Source organism: Cyanobium sp. Alchichica 3B3-8F6 (assembly GCF_024346435.1).
Classification (GTDB): domain Bacteria; phylum Cyanobacteriota; class Cyanobacteriia; order PCC-6307; family Cyanobiaceae; genus Cyanobium_A.
In genome coordinates, this window is sequence record NZ_JAGQCZ010000001.1 from 103,879 (window position 1) to 121,780 (window position 17,902).

The 17,902-nt window shown below is 69.1% G+C and carries 18 protein-coding genes and 1 pseudogene; 16 read left to right on the plus strand and 3 right to left on the minus strand.

Going from position 1 to position 17,902, the window contains the following annotated elements:
- Positions 1 to 169: 169 nt before the first annotated feature.
- Positions 170 to 835 (plus strand): carbonic anhydrase, encoded by a 666-nt coding sequence (locus tag KBY65_RS00625; protein ID WP_255000094.1) that lies wholly within the window; start codon positions 170 to 172, stop codon positions 833 to 835.
- Here KBY65_RS00625 and KBY65_RS00630 read toward each other — a convergent pair.
- Complete coding sequence (locus KBY65_RS00630) at positions 801 to 1,724, minus strand: NAD-dependent epimerase/dehydratase family protein (RefSeq protein WP_255000095.1); 924 nt, start codon at positions 1,722 to 1,724, stop codon at positions 801 to 803. The genes KBY65_RS00625 and KBY65_RS00630 overlap by 35 nt on opposite strands.
- A gap of 67 nt (positions 1,725 to 1,791) precedes the next feature.
- Positions 1,792 to 2,709, minus strand: a complete 918-nt coding sequence (locus KBY65_RS00635; RefSeq protein ID WP_255000096.1) for an AEC family transporter — start codon at positions 2,707 to 2,709, stop codon at positions 1,792 to 1,794.
- Between the two features lie 45 nt (positions 2,710 to 2,754).
- Between KBY65_RS00635 and KBY65_RS00640 the strand changes: the two are divergent.
- The 9 genes and pseudogenes from KBY65_RS00640 to glnT form a co-directional block, all read left to right on the plus strand.
- A pseudogene (locus tag KBY65_RS00640) lies at positions 2,755 to 2,943 on the plus strand (TIGR02450 family Trp-rich protein); the annotation flags it as partial.
- A 33-nt stretch (positions 2,944 to 2,976) separates the two neighbouring features.
- Positions 2,977 to 3,738 (plus strand): 1-(5-phosphoribosyl)-5-[(5-phosphoribosylamino)methylideneamino]imidazole-4-carboxamide isomerase, encoded by a 762-nt coding sequence (gene hisA / locus KBY65_RS00645; RefSeq protein ID WP_255000319.1) that lies wholly within the window; start codon positions 2,977 to 2,979, stop codon positions 3,736 to 3,738.
- Positions 3,739 to 3,914: 176 nt separating this feature from the next.
- Entirely contained in the window at positions 3,915 to 4,319 is a 405-nt protein-coding gene (locus KBY65_RS00650) for a transcriptional repressor (protein ID WP_254994240.1), read from the plus strand.
- A 61-nt stretch (positions 4,320 to 4,380) separates the two neighbouring features.
- Positions 4,381 to 6,015: a DUF3685 domain-containing protein gene (locus tag KBY65_RS00655; RefSeq protein WP_255000097.1), complete on the plus strand. Its 1,635-nt coding sequence runs from the start codon at positions 4,381 to 4,383 to the stop codon at positions 6,013 to 6,015.
- A gap of 36 nt (positions 6,016 to 6,051) precedes the next feature.
- Positions 6,052 to 6,636, plus strand: a complete 585-nt coding sequence (locus KBY65_RS00660) for a thylakoid membrane photosystem I accumulation factor (RefSeq protein WP_254987111.1) — start codon at positions 6,052 to 6,054, stop codon at positions 6,634 to 6,636.
- Positions 6,636 to 8,009 carry a class II fumarate hydratase gene (gene fumC, locus KBY65_RS00665; protein WP_409996602.1) on the plus strand — a complete coding sequence of 458 codons (1,374 nt, stop codon included), beginning with the start codon at positions 6,636 to 6,638 and terminating at the stop codon, positions 8,007 to 8,009. The genes KBY65_RS00660 and fumC overlap by 1 nt, the downstream gene beginning before the upstream one ends.
- A gap of 68 nt (positions 8,010 to 8,077) precedes the next feature.
- Positions 8,078 to 8,995: a fatty acid desaturase gene (locus KBY65_RS00670; protein WP_255000098.1), complete on the plus strand. Its 918-nt coding sequence runs from the start codon at positions 8,078 to 8,080 to the stop codon at positions 8,993 to 8,995.
- Positions 8,992 to 9,993, plus strand: a complete 1,002-nt coding sequence (locus KBY65_RS00675) for an alpha/beta fold hydrolase (protein ID WP_255000101.1) — start codon at positions 8,992 to 8,994, stop codon at positions 9,991 to 9,993. Before KBY65_RS00670 ends, KBY65_RS00675 begins: the two co-directional genes overlap by 4 nt.
- Positions 9,986 to 11,302, plus strand: a complete 1,317-nt coding sequence (glnT, locus tag KBY65_RS00680) for a type III glutamate--ammonia ligase (protein ID WP_255000103.1) — start codon at positions 9,986 to 9,988, stop codon at positions 11,300 to 11,302. The genes KBY65_RS00675 and glnT overlap by 8 nt, the downstream gene beginning before the upstream one ends.
- 10 nt (positions 11,303 to 11,312) lie before the next feature.
- Here glnT and KBY65_RS00685 read toward each other — a convergent pair whose 3' ends face one another.
- On the minus strand, positions 11,313 to 12,725 hold the full coding sequence (locus tag KBY65_RS00685) for a PhoH family protein (RefSeq protein WP_255000104.1): 1,413 nt from the start codon (positions 12,723 to 12,725) through the stop codon (positions 11,313 to 11,315).
- Between the two features lie 93 nt (positions 12,726 to 12,818).
- On the opposite strand from KBY65_RS00685, the gene KBY65_RS00690 reads away from it, so the two are divergent.
- The 6 genes from KBY65_RS00690 to proB all read left to right on the plus strand — a co-directional run bounded on the left by KBY65_RS00690 (position 12,819) and on the right by proB (position 17,870).
- Positions 12,819 to 14,015 (plus strand): F420-0:Gamma-glutamyl ligase, encoded by a 1,197-nt coding sequence (locus KBY65_RS00690; RefSeq protein WP_233128411.1) that lies wholly within the window; start codon positions 12,819 to 12,821, stop codon positions 14,013 to 14,015.
- A gap of 111 nt (positions 14,016 to 14,126) precedes the next feature.
- Positions 14,127 to 15,206 carry a GNAT family N-acetyltransferase gene (locus KBY65_RS00695; protein ID WP_255000105.1) on the plus strand — a complete coding sequence of 360 codons (1,080 nt, stop codon included), beginning with the start codon at positions 14,127 to 14,129 and terminating at the stop codon, positions 15,204 to 15,206.
- Positions 15,199 to 15,699 (plus strand): Holliday junction resolvase RuvX, encoded by a 501-nt coding sequence (ruvX, locus tag KBY65_RS00700; RefSeq protein WP_255000107.1) that lies wholly within the window; start codon positions 15,199 to 15,201, stop codon positions 15,697 to 15,699. The genes KBY65_RS00695 and ruvX overlap by 8 nt, the downstream gene beginning before the upstream one ends.
- 19 nt (positions 15,700 to 15,718) lie before the next feature.
- Positions 15,719 to 16,273, plus strand: a complete 555-nt coding sequence (locus tag KBY65_RS00705) for a DUF3727 domain-containing protein (protein WP_254993898.1) — start codon at positions 15,719 to 15,721, stop codon at positions 16,271 to 16,273.
- A complete protein-coding gene (locus KBY65_RS00710; protein WP_094559260.1) occupies positions 16,273 to 16,782 on the plus strand; it encodes a YqeG family HAD IIIA-type phosphatase in 510 nt (169 codons plus the stop codon). Before KBY65_RS00705 ends, KBY65_RS00710 begins: the two co-directional genes overlap by 1 nt.
- On the plus strand, positions 16,782 to 17,870 hold the full coding sequence (gene proB, locus KBY65_RS00715) for a glutamate 5-kinase (RefSeq protein ID WP_233128412.1): 1,089 nt from the start codon (positions 16,782 to 16,784) through the stop codon (positions 17,868 to 17,870). Before KBY65_RS00710 ends, proB begins: the two co-directional genes overlap by 1 nt.
- The last annotated feature ends 32 nt before the right edge of the window (positions 17,871 to 17,902 follow it).

The window sequence follows — 17,902 nt, forward strand, 5'->3', positions numbered from 1 at the left end:
TGGTGTCCGATGCCCTCTCGGTCTCGTTTTCACTGGCCATGGATCAACACACACACTGCAAATCACCTATCGCCAAACTGAAGCTGCCAAAGCAGCGATCGCTACCTTCAGGAAAAACGCATACCTTTCTTCACAGGCCATGACCTGTTGTCCATGTCACGCCTGAGCCTTGGCTAAACCTCAAACCTGGATCAATCCCGAATCGGTGCTGGCGTGGTTGCAGCAGGGTCACCGCCGGTTTCTTGAGGGGCATTCCCTCCACCCCCACAGCACGCGGCAACGCATGCAGGCGGTGGTGGAGGGACAACATCCGCGGGCAGCGGTTCTGGGCTGTGCAGATTCGCGAGTCCCGGTGGAGCTGCTGTTCGACACCGGGTTCGGTGATCTCTTTGTTGTGCGCAATGCCGGCACGATGAGCACCACGGCGGCGATTGCCTCGCTGGAATACGCGGTGGGGCATCTGGGCGTGCCCTTAATTGTCGTGCTGGGTCACGAAGCCTGCGGCGCCGTATCGGCGGCTCTTCACCCTGAACTGCTCCTGACCCCGAGCCTGGCCCAGGTGGTGGGGCAACTGCGCATGGAGCTGTTGCAATACGGCGATCAGCTCTCACTGGAGGAATCCTGCCGGCGCCACACCTTGAGCGCCGCTGGAAATCTGGTGCACTCCAGCGTGCTGCTGACCGATCGCCTGCGGGCCGGTCAGCTCGCCGTGGTGGCCGGCTATTACGACCTCCACAGCTTCTCGATCGACTGGATGGGCAGGGTGGAGCCGATTCGTTATCCGGAACCGTGCCCCGACCTCAGCCTTCGCCCAGCAACGCCGCATCAGCGCTGAAATCGGGGCTGGTGGGGATCTGCTGGGCGTAGTCGTGGGTGTAGCTGTCAGCCAGGGTGGTCTCCAGATCGAAGTCCGGCTCCCAGGCCAGTTCGCGCCGCACCCGGGTGATGTCGGTGAGGAAGTGGGCCAACCGCAGGGGGAAGGCCTTACGGGCTTTCTTATCCAGGCCTGCGGGATCGAAGCTGCGGATCTCCACCGTCGCCGGATCCTGGCCAGCCGCCCGCGCCGCCGCCTCCACCAAGCCGCGGAAGGTGACGCCCTGGCGACCCGTGCAGTTGTAGATGCGGTTGGCAGCGGCCTCCACCTCAATGCAGCGGGCCATGGCGCAGGCCAGATCGCTCACGTGGCCCAGCTGGGTGATGGTGCTGCCATCACCCGGCAGGGGCACCGGCCGGCCGTGCACGATCCGGTCAAAGAACCAGCTCTCCACCGGGTTGTAGTTGCCAGGCCCCACGATGTAGGTGGGCCGGAAGCTGGTGAAGGGAATCCCCTCGCTGCGCAGCCAGGCCTCGGTGTCGGCCTTGCCGGCGTGGCGGCTGGCCGGATCGGTGAGGCTGTCCTCATCCAGGGGCCACAGCTCGCTGTCGGCATACACACCGGCTGAGCTCACATACACAAACCGGTGGCTGGGGGCGCCGGTGCGCCCGATCACGTCGCGGGAGTCGTCGAGGGTGCGACCGGAGCTGTCGACAATCACGTCGAAACGGCGACCATCGAGCTGCTGCAGACCCTCCGGGGTGCTGCGGTCGCCGATCAGGTGCTCCACCCCTGCCGGCGCTGGCTTGTTGCCTCGAGTGAACAGGGTGAGGGCATGCCCCGCAGCCTGCAGGCGCTCCACCAGCGGTTTACCCACGAAGCGTGTGCCGCCCATCACCAGGATGTCCATGCCGATGCCTGCCAGCGGGCCGTGAAACGCGGCGACATTCTGGGCTGCGTTCCGCTTTGGGGATCCTTCAGGCACCGGTACCCGTGCTTAGGCCACTACTCAGGCCCAGATGCTGCAGCAGCCAGGCCCAGAGCGGCACCGTCAGGAGCGCAGCCAAGGTGCTCCACAGCACCAGGGCCGCCGGCCGGCGGGTATCAGCGCCGCGATCGGCACCGGAATCTGTCCCCACCGATTCCGCCAGCAACAGCACCGCCACGGCGGTGGGTGCCGCCGCCTGCAGCACCAGAGGAGCGAGCAGCAGTGGCGGCAGCCGCAGCAGCACAGCCATCACCAGCACAGCGAGGGGAAACAGCACCAGCTTGATCGCCATGCTGACCAGCACACCAAAGGGCAGGGGGCGGCCCAACACCGGAGCGATGCGCAACCCCAGCACCACCAGCGACAGCCACACCACCGCCCGAGCAGGCCACCACAACCAGGCCGCCAGCACCCCATCCCAGGGAGACAGCTGCAGCAGGGCCGCCCCCAGCAACCCCTGGCTGGCAGGACTCCGCACCAGAGCGGTGAGGAGCGGTTGCAGAGCCAGACGGCGCTGGGCCATCAGCGAGGGACCGATGGTCCAGGTGAACAGGGTGCCGGCCAGGTCGTAGCTGATCGCGTAGCTCAGGGCCTGCGGGGGCAACAGGGCCAGCGCCGCAGGGATGCCGAAATAGGCCGTGTTGCCCACCACCGCCCCCAAACGCTCGGCTGGGCTGGAACACCAGCGCTGCACCGCCAGCAGGCCGCTGCCAACGGCGGCCAGCGTCAGCACGCCCATCTCCAGCACATCCCAGTGCAGGCCGCTGCGCAGCAGCAGCCCCATCAGGCTGAAGGGCACCCCCCAGCGCACCAGGGGCGGTGCCAGCACGCCGGCCAAATCGGGCCAACGCTGCGCCAGCAGCATCCCGAGCAGCAGTGCAGGCACCAGCTCGAGCAGAAACGCCAAGGCCAACCGCAACACCCGACGCAGCGCAGGCTCCAGGATGGCGCCATGCGTCTCAGTGCCGCCTACACCGCCCAAGTCGCCGTGCTGCCGCAAACCCGCGGCTACCGCCACTTCGCCCTGCTAGGGGAGCGGGGCAAGGGCAGCGAGCGGGCCGTGGAACTCGAGGCGGTGCTGGAGCGCCAATTTCGGCTGGTGGTACCCCTGAGAGAGCTGGGCGATCGACAGCTCTGGCAGCCTGGCTGGCAGCAGTTGCCGCCACCGCTCGCCATGCAGATCATTCCCGCCATCGACCTGCTCGACGGGCACTGCGTGCGGCTGCACCAGGGTGACTACGACCAGGTGACGCGCTTCAGCGACGATCCCGTCGCCCAGGCCCTGAGCTGGCAGAGCCAGGGGGCCCAGCGGCTGCACCTGGTCGATCTCGACGGTGCCAAAACCGGCCAACCCATCAACGATGTGGCGGTGAAAGCGATCACCGCCACCCTGGACATCCCGGTGCAGCTCGGGGGCGGGGTGCGCAGCGCCGAACGGGCCGAGGAGCTGCTGGCCTGCGGCCTCGATCGGGTGATTCTTGGCACCGTGGCGCTGGAGCAACCCGAGTTGGTGGAGGCCCTGGCGGCCCGCCACCCCGGCCGCATCGTGGTGGGCATCGACGCCAAGAATGGCAAGGTGGCCACCCGCGGCTGGATTGAGGAGAGCAGCACCAGCGCCAGCGAGCTGGCACGCCGCTTCAGCGCCAGCCCCCTGGCCGCCCTGATCTGCACCGACATCGCTACCGATGGCACCCTGGCGGGGCCCAACCTGGATTTTCTGCGCGCCATGGCCGAGGCCAGCAGCGTGCCGGTGATCGCCTCCGGCGGCATCGGCAGCCTGGAGCACCTGCTCTCCCTGCTGGCCCTGGCGCCCCTGGGGGTGGAGGGGGTGATCGTGGGCCGCGCCCTCTACGACGGGTGGGTGGATCTGGCCGAGGCCCAGCAAGCCATTGGCGACGGCCGCCTCCAGGACCCCATCGCCAGCACGGTGGCCTGATCCCGTAAGCGGATCGGGTGTGGGTTAGCTATAAAGCCATAACACTTCCTGAGGTGTGTCGCGTGAGCGTCGACGCCCTTTCCCCTACCCAACCCGCCGGTGTGGCTCCGCCCAGCACCAACCTGGGCTGCGCCACCAACGTGGATGAGGTGTACCAACGCTGTCGGGACTTGGGCATGCGGCTCAGCCGCCAGCGCCGCATGGTGCTCGATCTGCTCTGGGCCGAAAAAAGCCATCTCAGCGCCCGGGACATTTTCGAGAAGCTCAACAACCTGGGGCGCAACATCGGCCACACCTCGGTGTACCAAAACCTCGAAGCGCTGCAATCGGCCGGAGTGATCGAGTGCCTGGATCGGGCCAGCGGGCGGCTCTATGGCTACCGCAGCGACCCCCATAGCCACCTCACTTGCGTTGAATCGGGCGCCATTCAAGACCTCGATGTCGAACTACCCCGGGAGCTGCTCGAGCAGATCGAGCGCCACACGGGCTTTGCCATCGAGAGCTACACCCTGCACCTCACCGGCCGCCCCCGGGCCCGCGCAAGCCGTCACCACCGCCCCCCCGCCATCGACCATTCCTGATCGAGGGCTGGAGAAACCCGCCCAACATCGGTAGCGTTGGCCGAACCACCTGGCCCGACCTGTGAGTGCGCAGCTGCTGCTGTTTGCCGAACCGCTGCTGCGTGATGGGCTCAATCGGCTGCTGACGGCCCAGCCCGGCCTGTATCACGTTGCCGAAACGCCTGACCAACTCAAGGGTCTGCCTGCGTTGGTGATCTGGCAGGCCAGCAGCCAAGACATGAGGGGAGGCCTGGCCCAGGAGGTGCTGCGCCTGCAGGAGCGCTGGCAGCCGGCACCGCTGCTGTTGCTGCTGCCGGCAGGCCACGGCCTTCAGAGCGAGGCCCTGCTGCAACTGCCCGCGGCTGGACTGCTGGAATCGCCGAGTCCGCAGGAGCTGCTGGAGGCGATCCCCACCCTGGTGGCCGGCGGCCGGGTGCTGGCCGTAGCCGATGACACCCCAACGCCCACGCCAACGGCCACCCCGGCGCTGGGGCTGGGCCAATGGCTATTGATCAGTGGCCTGCAGCAGATCGATGCCGACATCCAGGCCATCGGGCGTCTGCTGACACCGCCCCCCACCAACCTGGTGCAACTGCTGGTGCTGCAGGGTCGCCTCCGGGAACTCTCGGCGGCCCGCCAGCTGCTGCTGCTGCTCTGGGGGCCCGTGAGTGTGGCCTGGGGCCCTCTGGCCTCCAGCCTCAGCCCCACCCTGGCCGCAGCCAACGCCCCGGGTGGCGGCCCCGAACCCGTGCTGGCGATCACGCTGCAACAGCGCAGCGCCGATGGCATCTGGCATGCCATTCGCCAGCGGCTTGAGGCCGGCACCGACGCTGGCCTGAGCAACCAAACCGGCCAACTGCTGGCCATTGAGGGGCTCAGCGGGGAGCGGCGGCGGGATCTGCTGCGGGCCCTGCTCAGCCAGGTGGACAGCCTGCGCCAGCGCTTGCTGAGCGACCCCGCTCCTCAGCAAGCGCTGCAGGAGCGCTGGCAGCAGTGGCAGCCGGAACTGCGCCAGCAAGCCCTGCGCAGCCTGGTGAATCCCTACGTGCAACTGCCCCACGAGGGCAACCTCCAGCCCGTGGCCGAAACCCTGATCCGCTGCAGCAACCTCGCCGCAGGCGACCCAGAACTGCCCGATGCCCAACCGATGTTGGCAGCGCTGGTGCGGGCTCAGCCCCTGCTGGTGCAGGGTCGCTTGCTGGCGGCCGATGAGCCGCAGGCCGTGTTGCATCTGGAGCTGCTGCTGGCCAACTGGCTGGTGCGTAGCGCCGAATTGGTGAGCGCTGAGCTGCTGGCCAGCTGCGCTCACTGGCCCGAGCTGCGCCGCTACCTGCTCCAACCCGACCTGCTCGCCACCCGCAACCTGGAGCGGCTGCGCAACCAGCTCAATGCCCAGCAGCGCTGGAGCAGCTGGGTGGAGCGGCCGATCAGCCTCTACGAAAGCCGCCGCCGGCTCTACTGCCTGCGCGATGGCGCCATCCGCTACCAGGAGCTCACCGAACCCCGCGACGCCGAATTGCGCCAGCTCGGCTGGCTGCAGCAACTGGTGACCCTGGCGCTGGAAACCCGAGATGCGCTAGCTCCCCAGGTGCAGAGCCTGGTGCGCGGCCTGGGCGATCTGGTGGTGGTGGTGCTCACCCGGGTGCTGGGCCGGGCCATCGGCCTGGTGGGCCGGGGCATCGCCCAGGGAATGGGCCGCAGCCTGGGCCGTGGCTGAACGCCACAATGGCCCCATTCAAGCCAGCGGATCGGGATGACGGGCACGGCGACAACCACCAAGAGCGTCCTGCGGGCCCTGCTCACCTCCGCCCTGGGGATGCTGCTGGCGTCGGGCCTCTGGGGCCTGTGGAGCCCGCCGGCCCAGGCCTCGCTCACCAATAACACCTACGACGGCAACATCTACGCCCTCTACGCCGGCAACGGCTCCCTGGTGCCGCCCCGCAGCAGCCTCGCCCAGGCCCTGTCCGACCACCGCACCACCGTGGTCGTCTACTACCTCGATGACGACGCCGCCAGCAAACAGTTTTCGGCGGTGGTGTCGGAGCTGCAGCGGGTGTGGCTCAACAGCATCGAGCTGATCCCCCTGGTCACCGACCCCCTGCAGAACCGCGCTGACGCCGGCCCCACCGACCCAGCCCACTACTGGTCGGGCTCGATCCCCCAGGTGGTGGTGTTCAACCCCGAGGGCCAGGTGATCTTCGATCAACAGGGCGCCGTGGACGTCGATGCGATCAACACCGCCGTCAGCCAGGCCACCGGCATCCCCCTGCCGGAAGGGGGCACCAGCAGCACCACCGAGAGCTTCAACGAACTCAATTCGGAGGTGGTGAGCCGCTGATGAGCCGCCTGGAAACCGACAGCATGGGCGCCATCGAGGTGCCCGATGAGCATTACTGGGGCGCCCAGACCCAGCGCTCGATCCACTACTTCCCCTTCGGCCAGGCCATGCCCCTGGCGCTGGTGCACGCCTTCGGCCAGCTCAAGGCGGCCTGCGCCGAGGTGAACCAGGCGAAGGGCAAGCTCAGCCCAGAGCTGGCCGCCCTGATCGTGGCGGCAGCTGACGAGGTCGCCGCCGGCAGCCTCGATGCGGAGTTCCCGCTGAAGGTGTGGCAGACGGGCTCCGGCACCCAAACCAACATGAACGTCAACGAGGTGATCGCCAACCGGGCAATCGAAGCCTCCGGTGGCGTGCTGGGCAGCAAGAGCCCGGTTCACCCCAACGACCACGTCAACCTCAGCCAGTCGAGCAACGACACCTTTCCAGCCGCCCTGCACGTGGCGGTGGTGATCGAGCTGGAGCGCCGCCTGATTCCGGCGGTGGAAGCGCTGCGCACCGCCCTGGCGGCCAAGGCCGAGGCCTATGCGGAGATCATCAAGATCGGCCGCACCCACCTGCAGGATGCGGTGCCCCTCAGCCTGGGTCAGGAGTTCGGCGGCTACGTGGCCCAGCTGGAGTTGGGGCTCGAAAGCCTGCGCGCCAGCCTGCCCCAGGTGCGCCAGCTGGCCATCGGCGGCACAGCCGTGGGCACCGGCCTCAACGCCCCTGCCGGTTTCGGCGAAGCGGTGGCGGCGCGGCTGGCCGAGCGCCTTGGGCTGCCTTTCAGCTCAGCGCCCAACAAGTTTCAGGCGCTGGCGGGCCATGAGCCCCTGGCCTCCGCCCACGGCGCTCTCACGGTGCTGGCCGGCAGCCTGATGAAAATCGCCAACGACATCCGCTGGCTGGCCAGCGGGCCCCGCTGCGGCCTCGGCGAGCTGGTGATTCCGGAAAACGAACCCGGCAGCTCGATCATGCCGGGCAAGGTGAATCCCACCCAGGCCGAAAGCCTGACCATGGTGGCCGTGCAGGTGATGGGCAACAACACCGCCGTGCAACTCGCCGCCAGCCAGGGCAACTTCGAGCTGAACGTGTTCAAACCGCTGATCGCCCACAACGTGCTCGAGAGCATCACCCTGCTGGCGGGGGCCTGCAGCAGCTTCCGCGAGCACTGCGTCGAGGGGCTCAAGGCCAACGAAAGCCGCATCGAAACCTTGCTCGACCAGAGCCTGATGCTGGTGACGGCCCTCACCCCCGCCATCGGCTACGACCGGGCCTGCGCCATTGCCAAGCACGCCCACAACCACCAGCTCAGCCTCAAGGAAGCCGCCCTGGTGCTCGGCGAGATCAGCGCCGTAGAGTTCGATCGCTGGGTGCAACCCAACCAGATGGTGTGAGGGGCTGAGGCTCAGATGGTCGCATCGCCTACCGAAGCCGGGGCCAGTGAGCTGGTGGGATAGGGCCCATGGCCCAACTCTCCCAACCGCTGCTGGAGCGCGATGCGCTGGCCAGCCTCAACACGCTCCGCGATGGCCCAGCCATCCTGCGGCTGATCTGTCACCTGCTCACGATCGTGTTGGGCGGGCTGGTCTGGGCTCACCAGGGCTGGCCCCTGGCCCTGCGGCTGCTGGGCCTGCTGCTGTGCGGCATCGGCCTGGCCACCTGCTTTGCACCGTTGCATGAGTGCGGCCACCGCACCGCCTTTCGCAGCCGGCGGCTGAACGACACCGTGGCCTGGCTCGCCGGGCTGCTGAGCTTCTACAACGCCACCCACTACCGGAGGTACCACCAGTGGCACCACCGCTACACCCACCAACCGGGGCTCGATCCCGAGCTGGAGGATCCCGTTCCCACCAACGCCTGGGCCTACTTGCAGGAGGTGAGCGGCTGGACCTGGTGGACCGGCAAGCTGACCGGCTACCGCCGGTTGCTGTGGGGCGACATCAGCGCTCTGAGCTACCTCAGCCCGGAGGTGATCCCCCAGGTGCGCCGCTCGGTAAGGCTGCAGTTTGCGGTGTACGGAGCTCTGGCCCTGGCCTCCCTGGTGGGGGGCAACGGATTTCTGCTGTGGTTCTGGCTGCTCCCCCTGGCGGTGGGGCAGCCCTTCCTTCGCTTTGTGCTGCTGGCGGAGCACAGCGGCTGCAGCTTCAGCCGTGACGGCACCGAAAACACCCGCACCACCCTCACCAACCCGGCCGTGCGCTGGCTGATGTGGAACATGCCGTTCCATGCCGAGCACCACCTCTATCCGTCTCTACCTTTCCACGCCCTGCCGGCCGCCAACGGCCCAATCGCCCCGCACCTGCGCCATTGCGATCGCGGCTACCTCGCGGTGCACCGCCGGCTGCTGCGCAACCTGCCGGCCCTGCATCTGCCGGCATGAGCGCCACTGCCGTTGCCCAGCGGGCCCAGCACTGCCTCGGCGATTGGCGCCTGGCCTGCGGCCGCACCATCCCCGGCGCCCAGGTCAGCTATCTGCAGATCGGCGAACCCAACGCCGATCGCTCCAACCTGATCCTGGTGCCCACCTTCTATGGCGCCCGACCCGAGGATCTGGCCTGGCTGGTGGGGCCGGTGCTCGATCCCGAGCGCTGGTGCGTCGTGATCGCCGGCATGTTCGGCAACGGCGCCTCCAGCAGCCCCAGCCACGGCGCCATGGGCCTGGCGGAGCAGGGCTGGGTGGTGAGCCACCGCGACAATGTCGCCGCCCAACGTCAGCTGCTGAGCGAGGTGTTCGGCGTCGAACGGCTCCCCCTGATCTATGGCTGGTCGATGGGGGCCCAACAGGCCTACCAGTGGGCCGTGGACCATCCCGAGCAGGTGGAGCGGATCTGCTGCGTCTGCGGCACAGCCCGCACCTCGCCCCACAACCGCCTGTTCTGCTTGAGCCTGCGCCAGGCCCTCACCGCTGATGGCCACTGGAACGGCGGGGGCTTCGACGCACCGCCGGATCAAGGACTGCGCACCTATGCCCTGATCTACGCCAGTTGGGCCGCCAGCCAGCCCTTCTTCCGCAGCATCCCCGAGCCGATGGAGGAGCACGTGGAACGCCAGTGGCTGCCCCACTACCAGCGCCACGACCCCCGCGATCTGATCGCCATGCTCGACACCTGGCTCGCCCACGACGTGGCCGCCGGAGGTGATCTGGCGGAAGCCCTGGGCCGGATCCAGGCCCGCACCGCCGTGGTGGCCGGCAGCCACGACCTCTACTTCCCGGTCGACGATCTGGCCGCCGACGCCGACGCCATCCCCGGTGCTGCGCTGCACCTGATCCGCTCGCAGCTCGGCCACCGCGCCGGCAACCCCCACAGCAGTCCGGCGGAGCAACAGAGCCTGCACCGCATCGTTGCCACCCTCCTCCAGCAAGCGTCCCATGTCTGATCTCGCCCAGCAGGTGCAGAAGCTCAACCTCAAGTTTCTGCTGATCTCCTTCGCCGACCTGTTCGGCATCCAGCGGGCCAAGCTTGTGCCCGCCTCAGCGGTGGCCGGCATGGCCCGGGACGGGGCCGGCTTCGCTGGCTTTGCCGCCTGGCTGGATCTCTCACCCGCCGATGGCGATGTGATGGCGATCCCGGCGGCCGCCAGCCTCACGCCCCTGCCATGGCAGCCGGAGGTGGGCTGGGTGGCGGCCGAGCTGCAGCTCAACGGCGCGCCGATGGAGCAGTGCCCCCGCCGGCTGCTGCGCCGCCAGCTGGAGCGGGCCGCCGCCGTGGGCTTCGAGCTGCGCAGCGGCGTGGAGGCGGAGTTCTTCCTGCTCGATCCCTCTGGTGAGCAGATCGCCGATGGGGCCGACAGCCAGGAGAAACCCTGCTACGACCAACTGGCCCTGATGCGCCGCTACCCGCTGATCGGCCCCCTGCTGGAGGCGATGGAGGCGCTGGGCTGGGGCCCCTACCAGGCCGACCACGAAGATGCCAACGGCCAGTTTGAGGTCAACTGGACTTTTGCTGACGCCCTCACCACCGCCGATCACCATGCCTTCTTCAAGGTGATGGTGAAAGCGATGGCCGAGCAGCAGGGGCTGCGGGCCAGCTTCATGCCCAAACCCTTCGCCGAGCTCACCGGCAACGGCTGCCACACCCACCTCTCGCTCTGGGGCACGGCCGGCAGCCCCAACGCCAACCAGAACCTCTTCCACGATCCCAGCGGCCCCCTGGGCGTTTCCACCCTGGCCTACCACTTTCTCGCCGGCCTGCTGGCCCACGCGCCGGCCCTCAGCTGCCTCACCAACCCCACGGTGAACAGCTACCGCCGGCTGGCCGCGCCACCGACCAGCTCCGGCGCCACATGGAGTCCGGGCGGCATCAGCTACAGCGGCAACAACCGCACCCACATGGTGCGCATCCCCGACGACCAGCGCCTCGAATTGCGCCTGCCCGACGGCGCCGCCCATCCCTACCTGCTGCAGGCGGCCGTGCTGGCGGCCGGCCTCGATGGCATCGAGCGCCAACTCGATCCGGGCCCCCGCCACGACAACGACAACTACGCCGAGCCACTCCCCACCGGCACCGCCGGACGACTCCCCGCCAGCCTCGGGGATGCCCTCGATGCCTTTGCCGCCGACACCGTGCTGCGCCAGGCCCTGGGCGAGGCGTTCTGCCAGGCCTACGAGCGTCTGCGGCGGCGCCAGTGGGATCAGCACCGCTCCGAAGTGACCCCCTGGGAGCGGCGCACCGGTCTCGACGGCTAGGGAACCAAGCTCAGAGCAGGTTGGCCGCCAGCTCAGCCAGTTCGCTTCGCTCACCCCGCAGCAGGGTCACGTGGCCGGCCAGGGCCTGGCCTTTGAAGCGCTCCACCAGCCAGGTGAGGCCGTTGCTCTCGGCATCCACGTAGGGATTGTCGATCTGGTAGGGATCGCCGGTGAGCACGATCTTGGTGCCTTCGCCCACCCGGGTCACGATCGTTTTCACTTCGTGGGGCGTGAGGTTCTGGGCCTCATCCACCACCATGAACTGGCGGGGAATCGAGCGGCCGCGGATGTAGCTGATCGCCTCCACCTCAAGCAGACCCATGCCTTTGAGGTCGGTCCAGTTGCTGCGCGGCCCGCGGTGGCTGCCGCCCCGGCCACCCGCTCCAGCGCCACCGCTACCGGCTGTCCGCCCGGCACCGCGCCCCTCGTCCTCGCCGCTGCCGCCCAGCAAAAAGTCGAGGTTGTCGAGGATCGGCTGCATCCAGGGCCCCATCTTCTCCTCGAGATCCCCCGGCAGAAAACCGATCTCCTTGCCCAGGGAGATCACCGGCCTGGTCACCAGCAAGCGCTCGTAGAGCCGCTCATCGGCCACCTGGTGCAGGCCCGCCGCCAGGGCCAGCAGGGTCTTGCCCGTGCCGGCCTTGCCCACCAGGGTGATCAGCTGAATCTCGGGATCCAGCAGCAGATCCAGGGCAAAGGTCTGCTCCCGGTTGCGGGGCTGGATGCGGCCGAGCTTGGCCTTGGGCGCCCGCTGCAACGGCTGCAGGGTGCCGGTGGCTGCATTGAAGCGAGCCAGCAGGGTGTGGGCCGGTTGGGCCTGGTCGATCAGGGTCACCCCCTCATTGGCCTGCAGGGAGGTCTCCACCGCCAGCCCGTTTACCTCCAGGCCCGGCGGCAGCTTGAGCCGGTCCATCTGCTCGGCACTCACCCACAACTCACACAGGCCGGGGTAAAGGTCGCCGATGTCAACCCGATCGCTGGTGTAGTCCTGGGCGATCAGGCCCACCGCATCGGCCTTGATGCGCAGGTTGGTGTCCTTCGTCACGAGGATCACCGGCGGCTGACTGCCCATCACCGCCTGCAGCCGCTGCTCCTCGAGGGCCACCGCCAGGATGTTGTTGTCGCCGTTGCCGGCCTTGAGCTCCGGCGGCAACTGGCTGAGGGTTTCACTGCGGCAGAACACCACCTTGAGGGTGCCGCCCTGGTCACCGTTGGGCACCCCATCGGCCAGGTTGCCCTGGGCCCGCAGCCCATCCAGCAGGCGCGACACCTGGCGGGCGTTGCGTCCCTTCTCGGCCGGATCCCGCTTGAAGCGATCGATCTCCTCCACCACCTCGATCGGAATCAAGATGTTGTTGTCTTCAAACCGGGTCAGCGGATCGTGTAAGAGCACATTGGTGTCGAGCACGAAGGTCTTGCGCATGCCGGGCACCGAAATCGCGACGGTTTGAAGCTGACGGTTTGAAGCTAAGACCGCAGGCCCACTTACGCTCCGGCGATTCTTGCCCGGTCGCAATTGGCTTCTTCGCTTGTCGCCCTCGCCCTGCTGAAGCTCGTGCTGGTGCTGGCCCTGCTGTTGGGCCTCACCCTGGTGTGGCTGGAGCTGCGCCACCGGCTGCGGCCCGCGTCGCCGCTGCAGCTGCGGGCCGATGGCTTCCAGGTGGAGCGCACCCCCGCGGGGTTGGAGGTGACCGGCACGATCACGATCAGCAACCCCCATCGCCGCATGGAGGTGATGGTGCCGGAGATCACGCTGCGGCCCACCCTGCTGGGCCGGGGCGACCTGGCGGGCGTCACGGTGAGCAGTCGGATCGAGGCGCTCCATCCGGATGAGGAGTCACGCCCGGATGGCTACTGGGCCGCCTACATCGTCAAGGGGCGCAAGAGCACCAGCGCCCGCATCCACATCAGCCTCAGCGGAGCGCCGGGCCAGCCCCTCGAGCAGCTGCTCGACACCCTCTGGCTGGACATCCTCTGGATCAATTACGGCCCCTTCGGCCGGCTCGAGCGCCGTGACGGCGTGCTCGTGCCGCTGCAAATGCCCACCCCCCTGGCCGCCGCAAATGCCCGCTGGCGCGACGGCGACCGCTGTCGCGTGCTGCCGTTGGGCACCCACCTGCTGGGGGTGCTGGATGATCCGGAAGCTGTGCTGCGCCGCTACGCCGGCGGCTTGATCCAGCCGGGCGACGTGCTGACCATCGGCGAAACCCCGCTGGCGGTGATCCAGGGCCGCTATCACCACCCTTCCACCGTGCAGCCCAGCGGCCTGGCCCGGCTGCTCTGCCGGGTGTTCCACCCGACCAGCTCCCTGGCCACCGCCTGCGGCCTGCAGAGCCTGATCGATGTGGTGGGGCCGGCCCGGGTGCTGGGAGCCTGGCTGGTGGGTCTGGCGCTGAAGCTGGTGGGGAGCAAGGGCTGGTTTTACCGACTGGCCGGCGAGCAAGCCCGCCTGATCGACGACATCACGGGCACCACCCCGCCCTACGACCAGACGATTGTGCTGGGCCCCGACCAGCCCGCTGCCTTCTGCGCCGCCATGGCTCGCTCCCTCGGTGTGGCGGTGGCGGTGGTGGATGTCAACGACCTAGGCCGGGTCAAGGTGCTGGCCTCGAGCCCGGGCTGCGATGAGGCCTTACTGGAGCGGGCCCTGCGCCCCAACCCGGCAGGCAACGCCAACGAGCGCACCCCCCTGGTGCTGGTGCGGCCGGCCTGAGCGGCCGCGGGGTGGGGCGCACATCGGGCGCCGCCGATACAGTTGGGTGATCGGATCAGCCTCGGCGCCCGTTCAGCCCCGGCATCTTCGCCACGCCCCATGCTCGGGATATTGCAGCCCCCCTCTGCCCAGCCGGCACCACCAGGGCGGCCCGAACCCGACAGCTGGCGGCTCGAGCCTCTCGCCGGCTGGCACTTGCCTCTGCTCAGCGACCCCGCCTTCCTGCCGCTGCAGCCGCTACTGCAGCGCGCCTTGCTGCTGGGGCTGCCGGAGCGCCTGCTGCAATCCCTGCTGGCCCGTCCATCCTTGGCGCCCCAGGTGCTGGTTGCCCTCAACGGCCAAACACCCCTGGGCCTGATCGTGTGCCGCCGGCTGAACCGCAGCGGCAGCTGCTGGCAGATGCAGCACCTGCGTCTGGCCCCCGCCGCCGCCCGCCAGGAGCTGGCCGCCACCCTGCTACGGGCCGCGATTCAGCGGGCCAAGGGCGCCGCCAGCTGGATTGCCGCGGCCTCCACCCTCGACGACACCCGCCTGGCGATGCTGCGCGAGCAGGGCTTCCAGCCCCTGCGCACGGATCGCCTCTGGTGCTGGCAGCAGCCCGCGAGCGCATCCGCAGCGCCCCCCCTGCCAGCGCCTGCCGACCTGCAGCTCACCGCCCTGAACCGCCGCTCGGCGCCGCTGCTGTGGCACCTGGAGCAGGCGGTCTGCCCGGCCCGGTTGCGGCACCTGCTGGATCGGGGCGTCGAAGACCTGCTCGACCAGAGCCACGGCCGGGGCTGGATGTGGGTGGATCCCAATCGCGAGCAAGCGGTGGCGGCCGTGCGCTGGATCGGCGACCATCCCGGCGGCGGCCACGACGTGGAACTGAGTGTCCATCCCGGCTGGACGCATCTGGTGGGCCCCGCCACCGAGCTGTTGCTGCAGCGGGCACAGAGCGAGCTGGGGGCTGGTGAACCCCTGTGGCTGCGCTGCGATCTGCGCGACGAGGCCCTACAGCTCTGGATGGCGGGCCTCGGCGCCCAGGAGCGCGGTGAGCGGGTGCTGATGGCGCGCAGCGTCTGGCGGCGCCAGGGCCTGCAGGCACCCGCCCGGGCCGCCCAGCGCCTGGAGGCGATCCTCGGCCAGTGGCAACCCCGCCGCCGTCCACTTCCCACACCCACCCCTCTCACACCCACCCTTCCCCGTGCGTGACGCTGCCCAGCGGGCCCGCCGCCAGCCTCCCCAGCCCCGCTCGACCCTGGCCCTGGATGTGGGCCGCCGGCGCATCGGCCTGGCTGGCTGTGACCCCCTGGGGCTGACGGTCACGCCCCTGCCGGCCCTGGCCCGGGGGCGCTTTGCCACGGATCTGGAGCACCTGAGGGCGCTGGTGCGCCAGCGGCGCGTCAGCGCCTTGGTGGTGGGCCTGCCCCTCGATGAGGCCGGCCAACCGACCGCCCAGGCTCAGCATTGCCAGCGGTATGGCGATCAGCTGGCCCGAGCGCTCCAGCTGCCCCTGGCCTGGGTCAACGAGCACACCAGCAGCTGGGCCGCCGCCGAGCGCCATGGCCTGCACGGCGACCGCAGCGGCGCCCTCGACAGCGCTGCGGCAGCGCTGCTGCTGGAGCAGTGGCTGCAGGAGGGCCCAGAACCGGTGCAGCCGGCGACCATTGGCGGCGGCGAGATGGCCGTCGTTGCACCATCCTGAGAAGACACGCGCCCCCTGCATGAGCCCCGAAGCCCCCTCCCAGCCCCCCTCGGAGAGTTCCGCCGATGTGCCCACGGTGCTCGTGCACGACAGCCGCGGCCGCCAGCTGCTCTGCTTCCTCGAGCAGCTGATCCCCCTCGACGGCCACGACTATGTGCTGCTCACCCCGGTGGACACCCCGGTCTGCCTGTTCCGCCTGGACGACGACGAAGACCCGGAACTGATCGACACGATCGATGCCACCGAGCCGATCCTGTCTGTCGCCGATGTGGTGCTCCAGGAGCATGACCTCACCCTGGTGCGTTCGGCCGTCACCCTCACCGTGAGCGGTGAACTGGACGAACCCGAGGAGCTCGACGACGACGAGGACGCTGATGACGACTCGGAAACCTACGAACTGCTGGTGAGCTTCTTGGTGGACGAACGGGAGTACGGGCTCTACATCCCCCTCGATCCCTTCTTTGTGGTCGCCCGGATGGACGGCAACGGTGCCGTGCTGGTGGAAGGCGAGGAGTTTGAGCGGGTCCAGCCCCGGATCGAGGCTGAGCTGGAGGAGCGGGAGGGCGACGACTGATGCTGCGTCAGTTGCTGCGCCCCAACTGGCTGCGGGAATGCACCTTGGCCGAGCTGCCCCTGCAGGAGCTGCTGGACCAACCGATCCGGGCCCTGGTGCTCGATGTCGACCGCACCCTGCTGCCCCGCCGCCAGGCAGAGCTGCCCGACAGCGCCCTGCGCTGGCTGCGGCTGGCGCGGCAGCACATGCCGATCCACCTGTTCAGCAACAACCCCTCCCGCAAACGGATTGGAGCCGTCGCGGCCCAGCTCGACCTCCCCTACACCATCTCTGCGGGAAAACCACGACGCAGCGCCCTGCGCAAGGTGCTGGCCGAGCTGCAGCTGCCCCACCAGGAAGTGGCCCTGATCGGTGATCGCCTCTTCACCGATGTGATTGCTGGCAACCGGCTCGGGCTGTTCACCGTGCTGGTGAAGCCGATCGATCCGCTCGGCCAGCCCTGCCAGCGGGATCGGCTGCAGAAGCTGGAGCTGCGCCTGGCCCGTTGGGTCGGCACGACCCTGGGCTGATGGCACACGAGCAAAGCGCCATGCGCCGGGTAATCAAGGTGGGCACCAGCCTGCTGCGGGGCAGCGGTGATCGCCCCACCGCGGCGGTGATCGCTGATCTGGCGGCCAGTCTGAGCCGTCAGCAGCGCCGTGGCGACGCGATTGCCCTGGTCACCAGCGGTGCCGTGGGCCTGGGCTGCGTCGCCCTGGAGATGGACCAGAGACCCAGTGAGGTGGTGGCCCTGCAGGCCGCCGCCGCCGTAGGCCAGGGGCGGCTGATGGCTCTGTATCAAGACGCGTTCGCGGTGCGGGGCCTGGCCGTGGCCCAGGTGCTGCTCACCCGCGGCGATCTGGCCTCCCGGCGTCGCTACCAGAACGCCTGCCGCACCCTCGAGCAGCTGCTGGACTGGGGGGTGGTGCCGGTGGTCAACGAAAACGACACCCTGGCCACCGATGAGCTGCGCTTCGGCGACAACGACACCCTGTCGGCCCTGGTGGCGGTGGCGATCGGCGCCGACGAGCTGGTGCTGCTCACCGATGTGGATCGGCTCTATTCCGGCGATCCCCGCACCGATGCCGAGGCGCGGCCGATCGAGGAGGTGCGCAACCTGGCGGAGCTGGACAGCCTGCACAACGTGGCCACCGGTGGCGGCCAGTGGGGCACCGGTGGCATGACCACCAAACTGGCTGCCGCCCGCATCGCCACCTCCAGCGGCATCCGCGTGCGGCTGGCCGACGGCCGCGACCCCGCCGTCCTCGATGCCCTCCTGGCTGGCGAGCGGGTCGGCACCGTGTTCCAGCCGAGCCCCACCCCCCTGCCCGACCGCAAGGGCTGGCTCGCCCATGCCCTGCTGCCCAAGGGAAGCCTGCACCTCGATGCGGGCGCCGAACAGGCCCTGACCCGCCAGGGGGCCTCCCTGCTGGCCGTGGGGGTGAAGGCTGTGGAGGGCGACTTTGGCCGCCGCGAGGCCGTGCGGCTGCTGGCCAGCGATGGCCGGGAGCTGGGCCGGGGGCTGGCCACCCTCAGCAGCACGGAGCTGCGGGAGCTGATGGGGCGCGCCGGCGTGGAGGTGGTGCACCGCGACCAACTCGTGCTCACCAGCTCCTAGGCCCGGCCTACGATCCGGCCTGGACGGCTCCC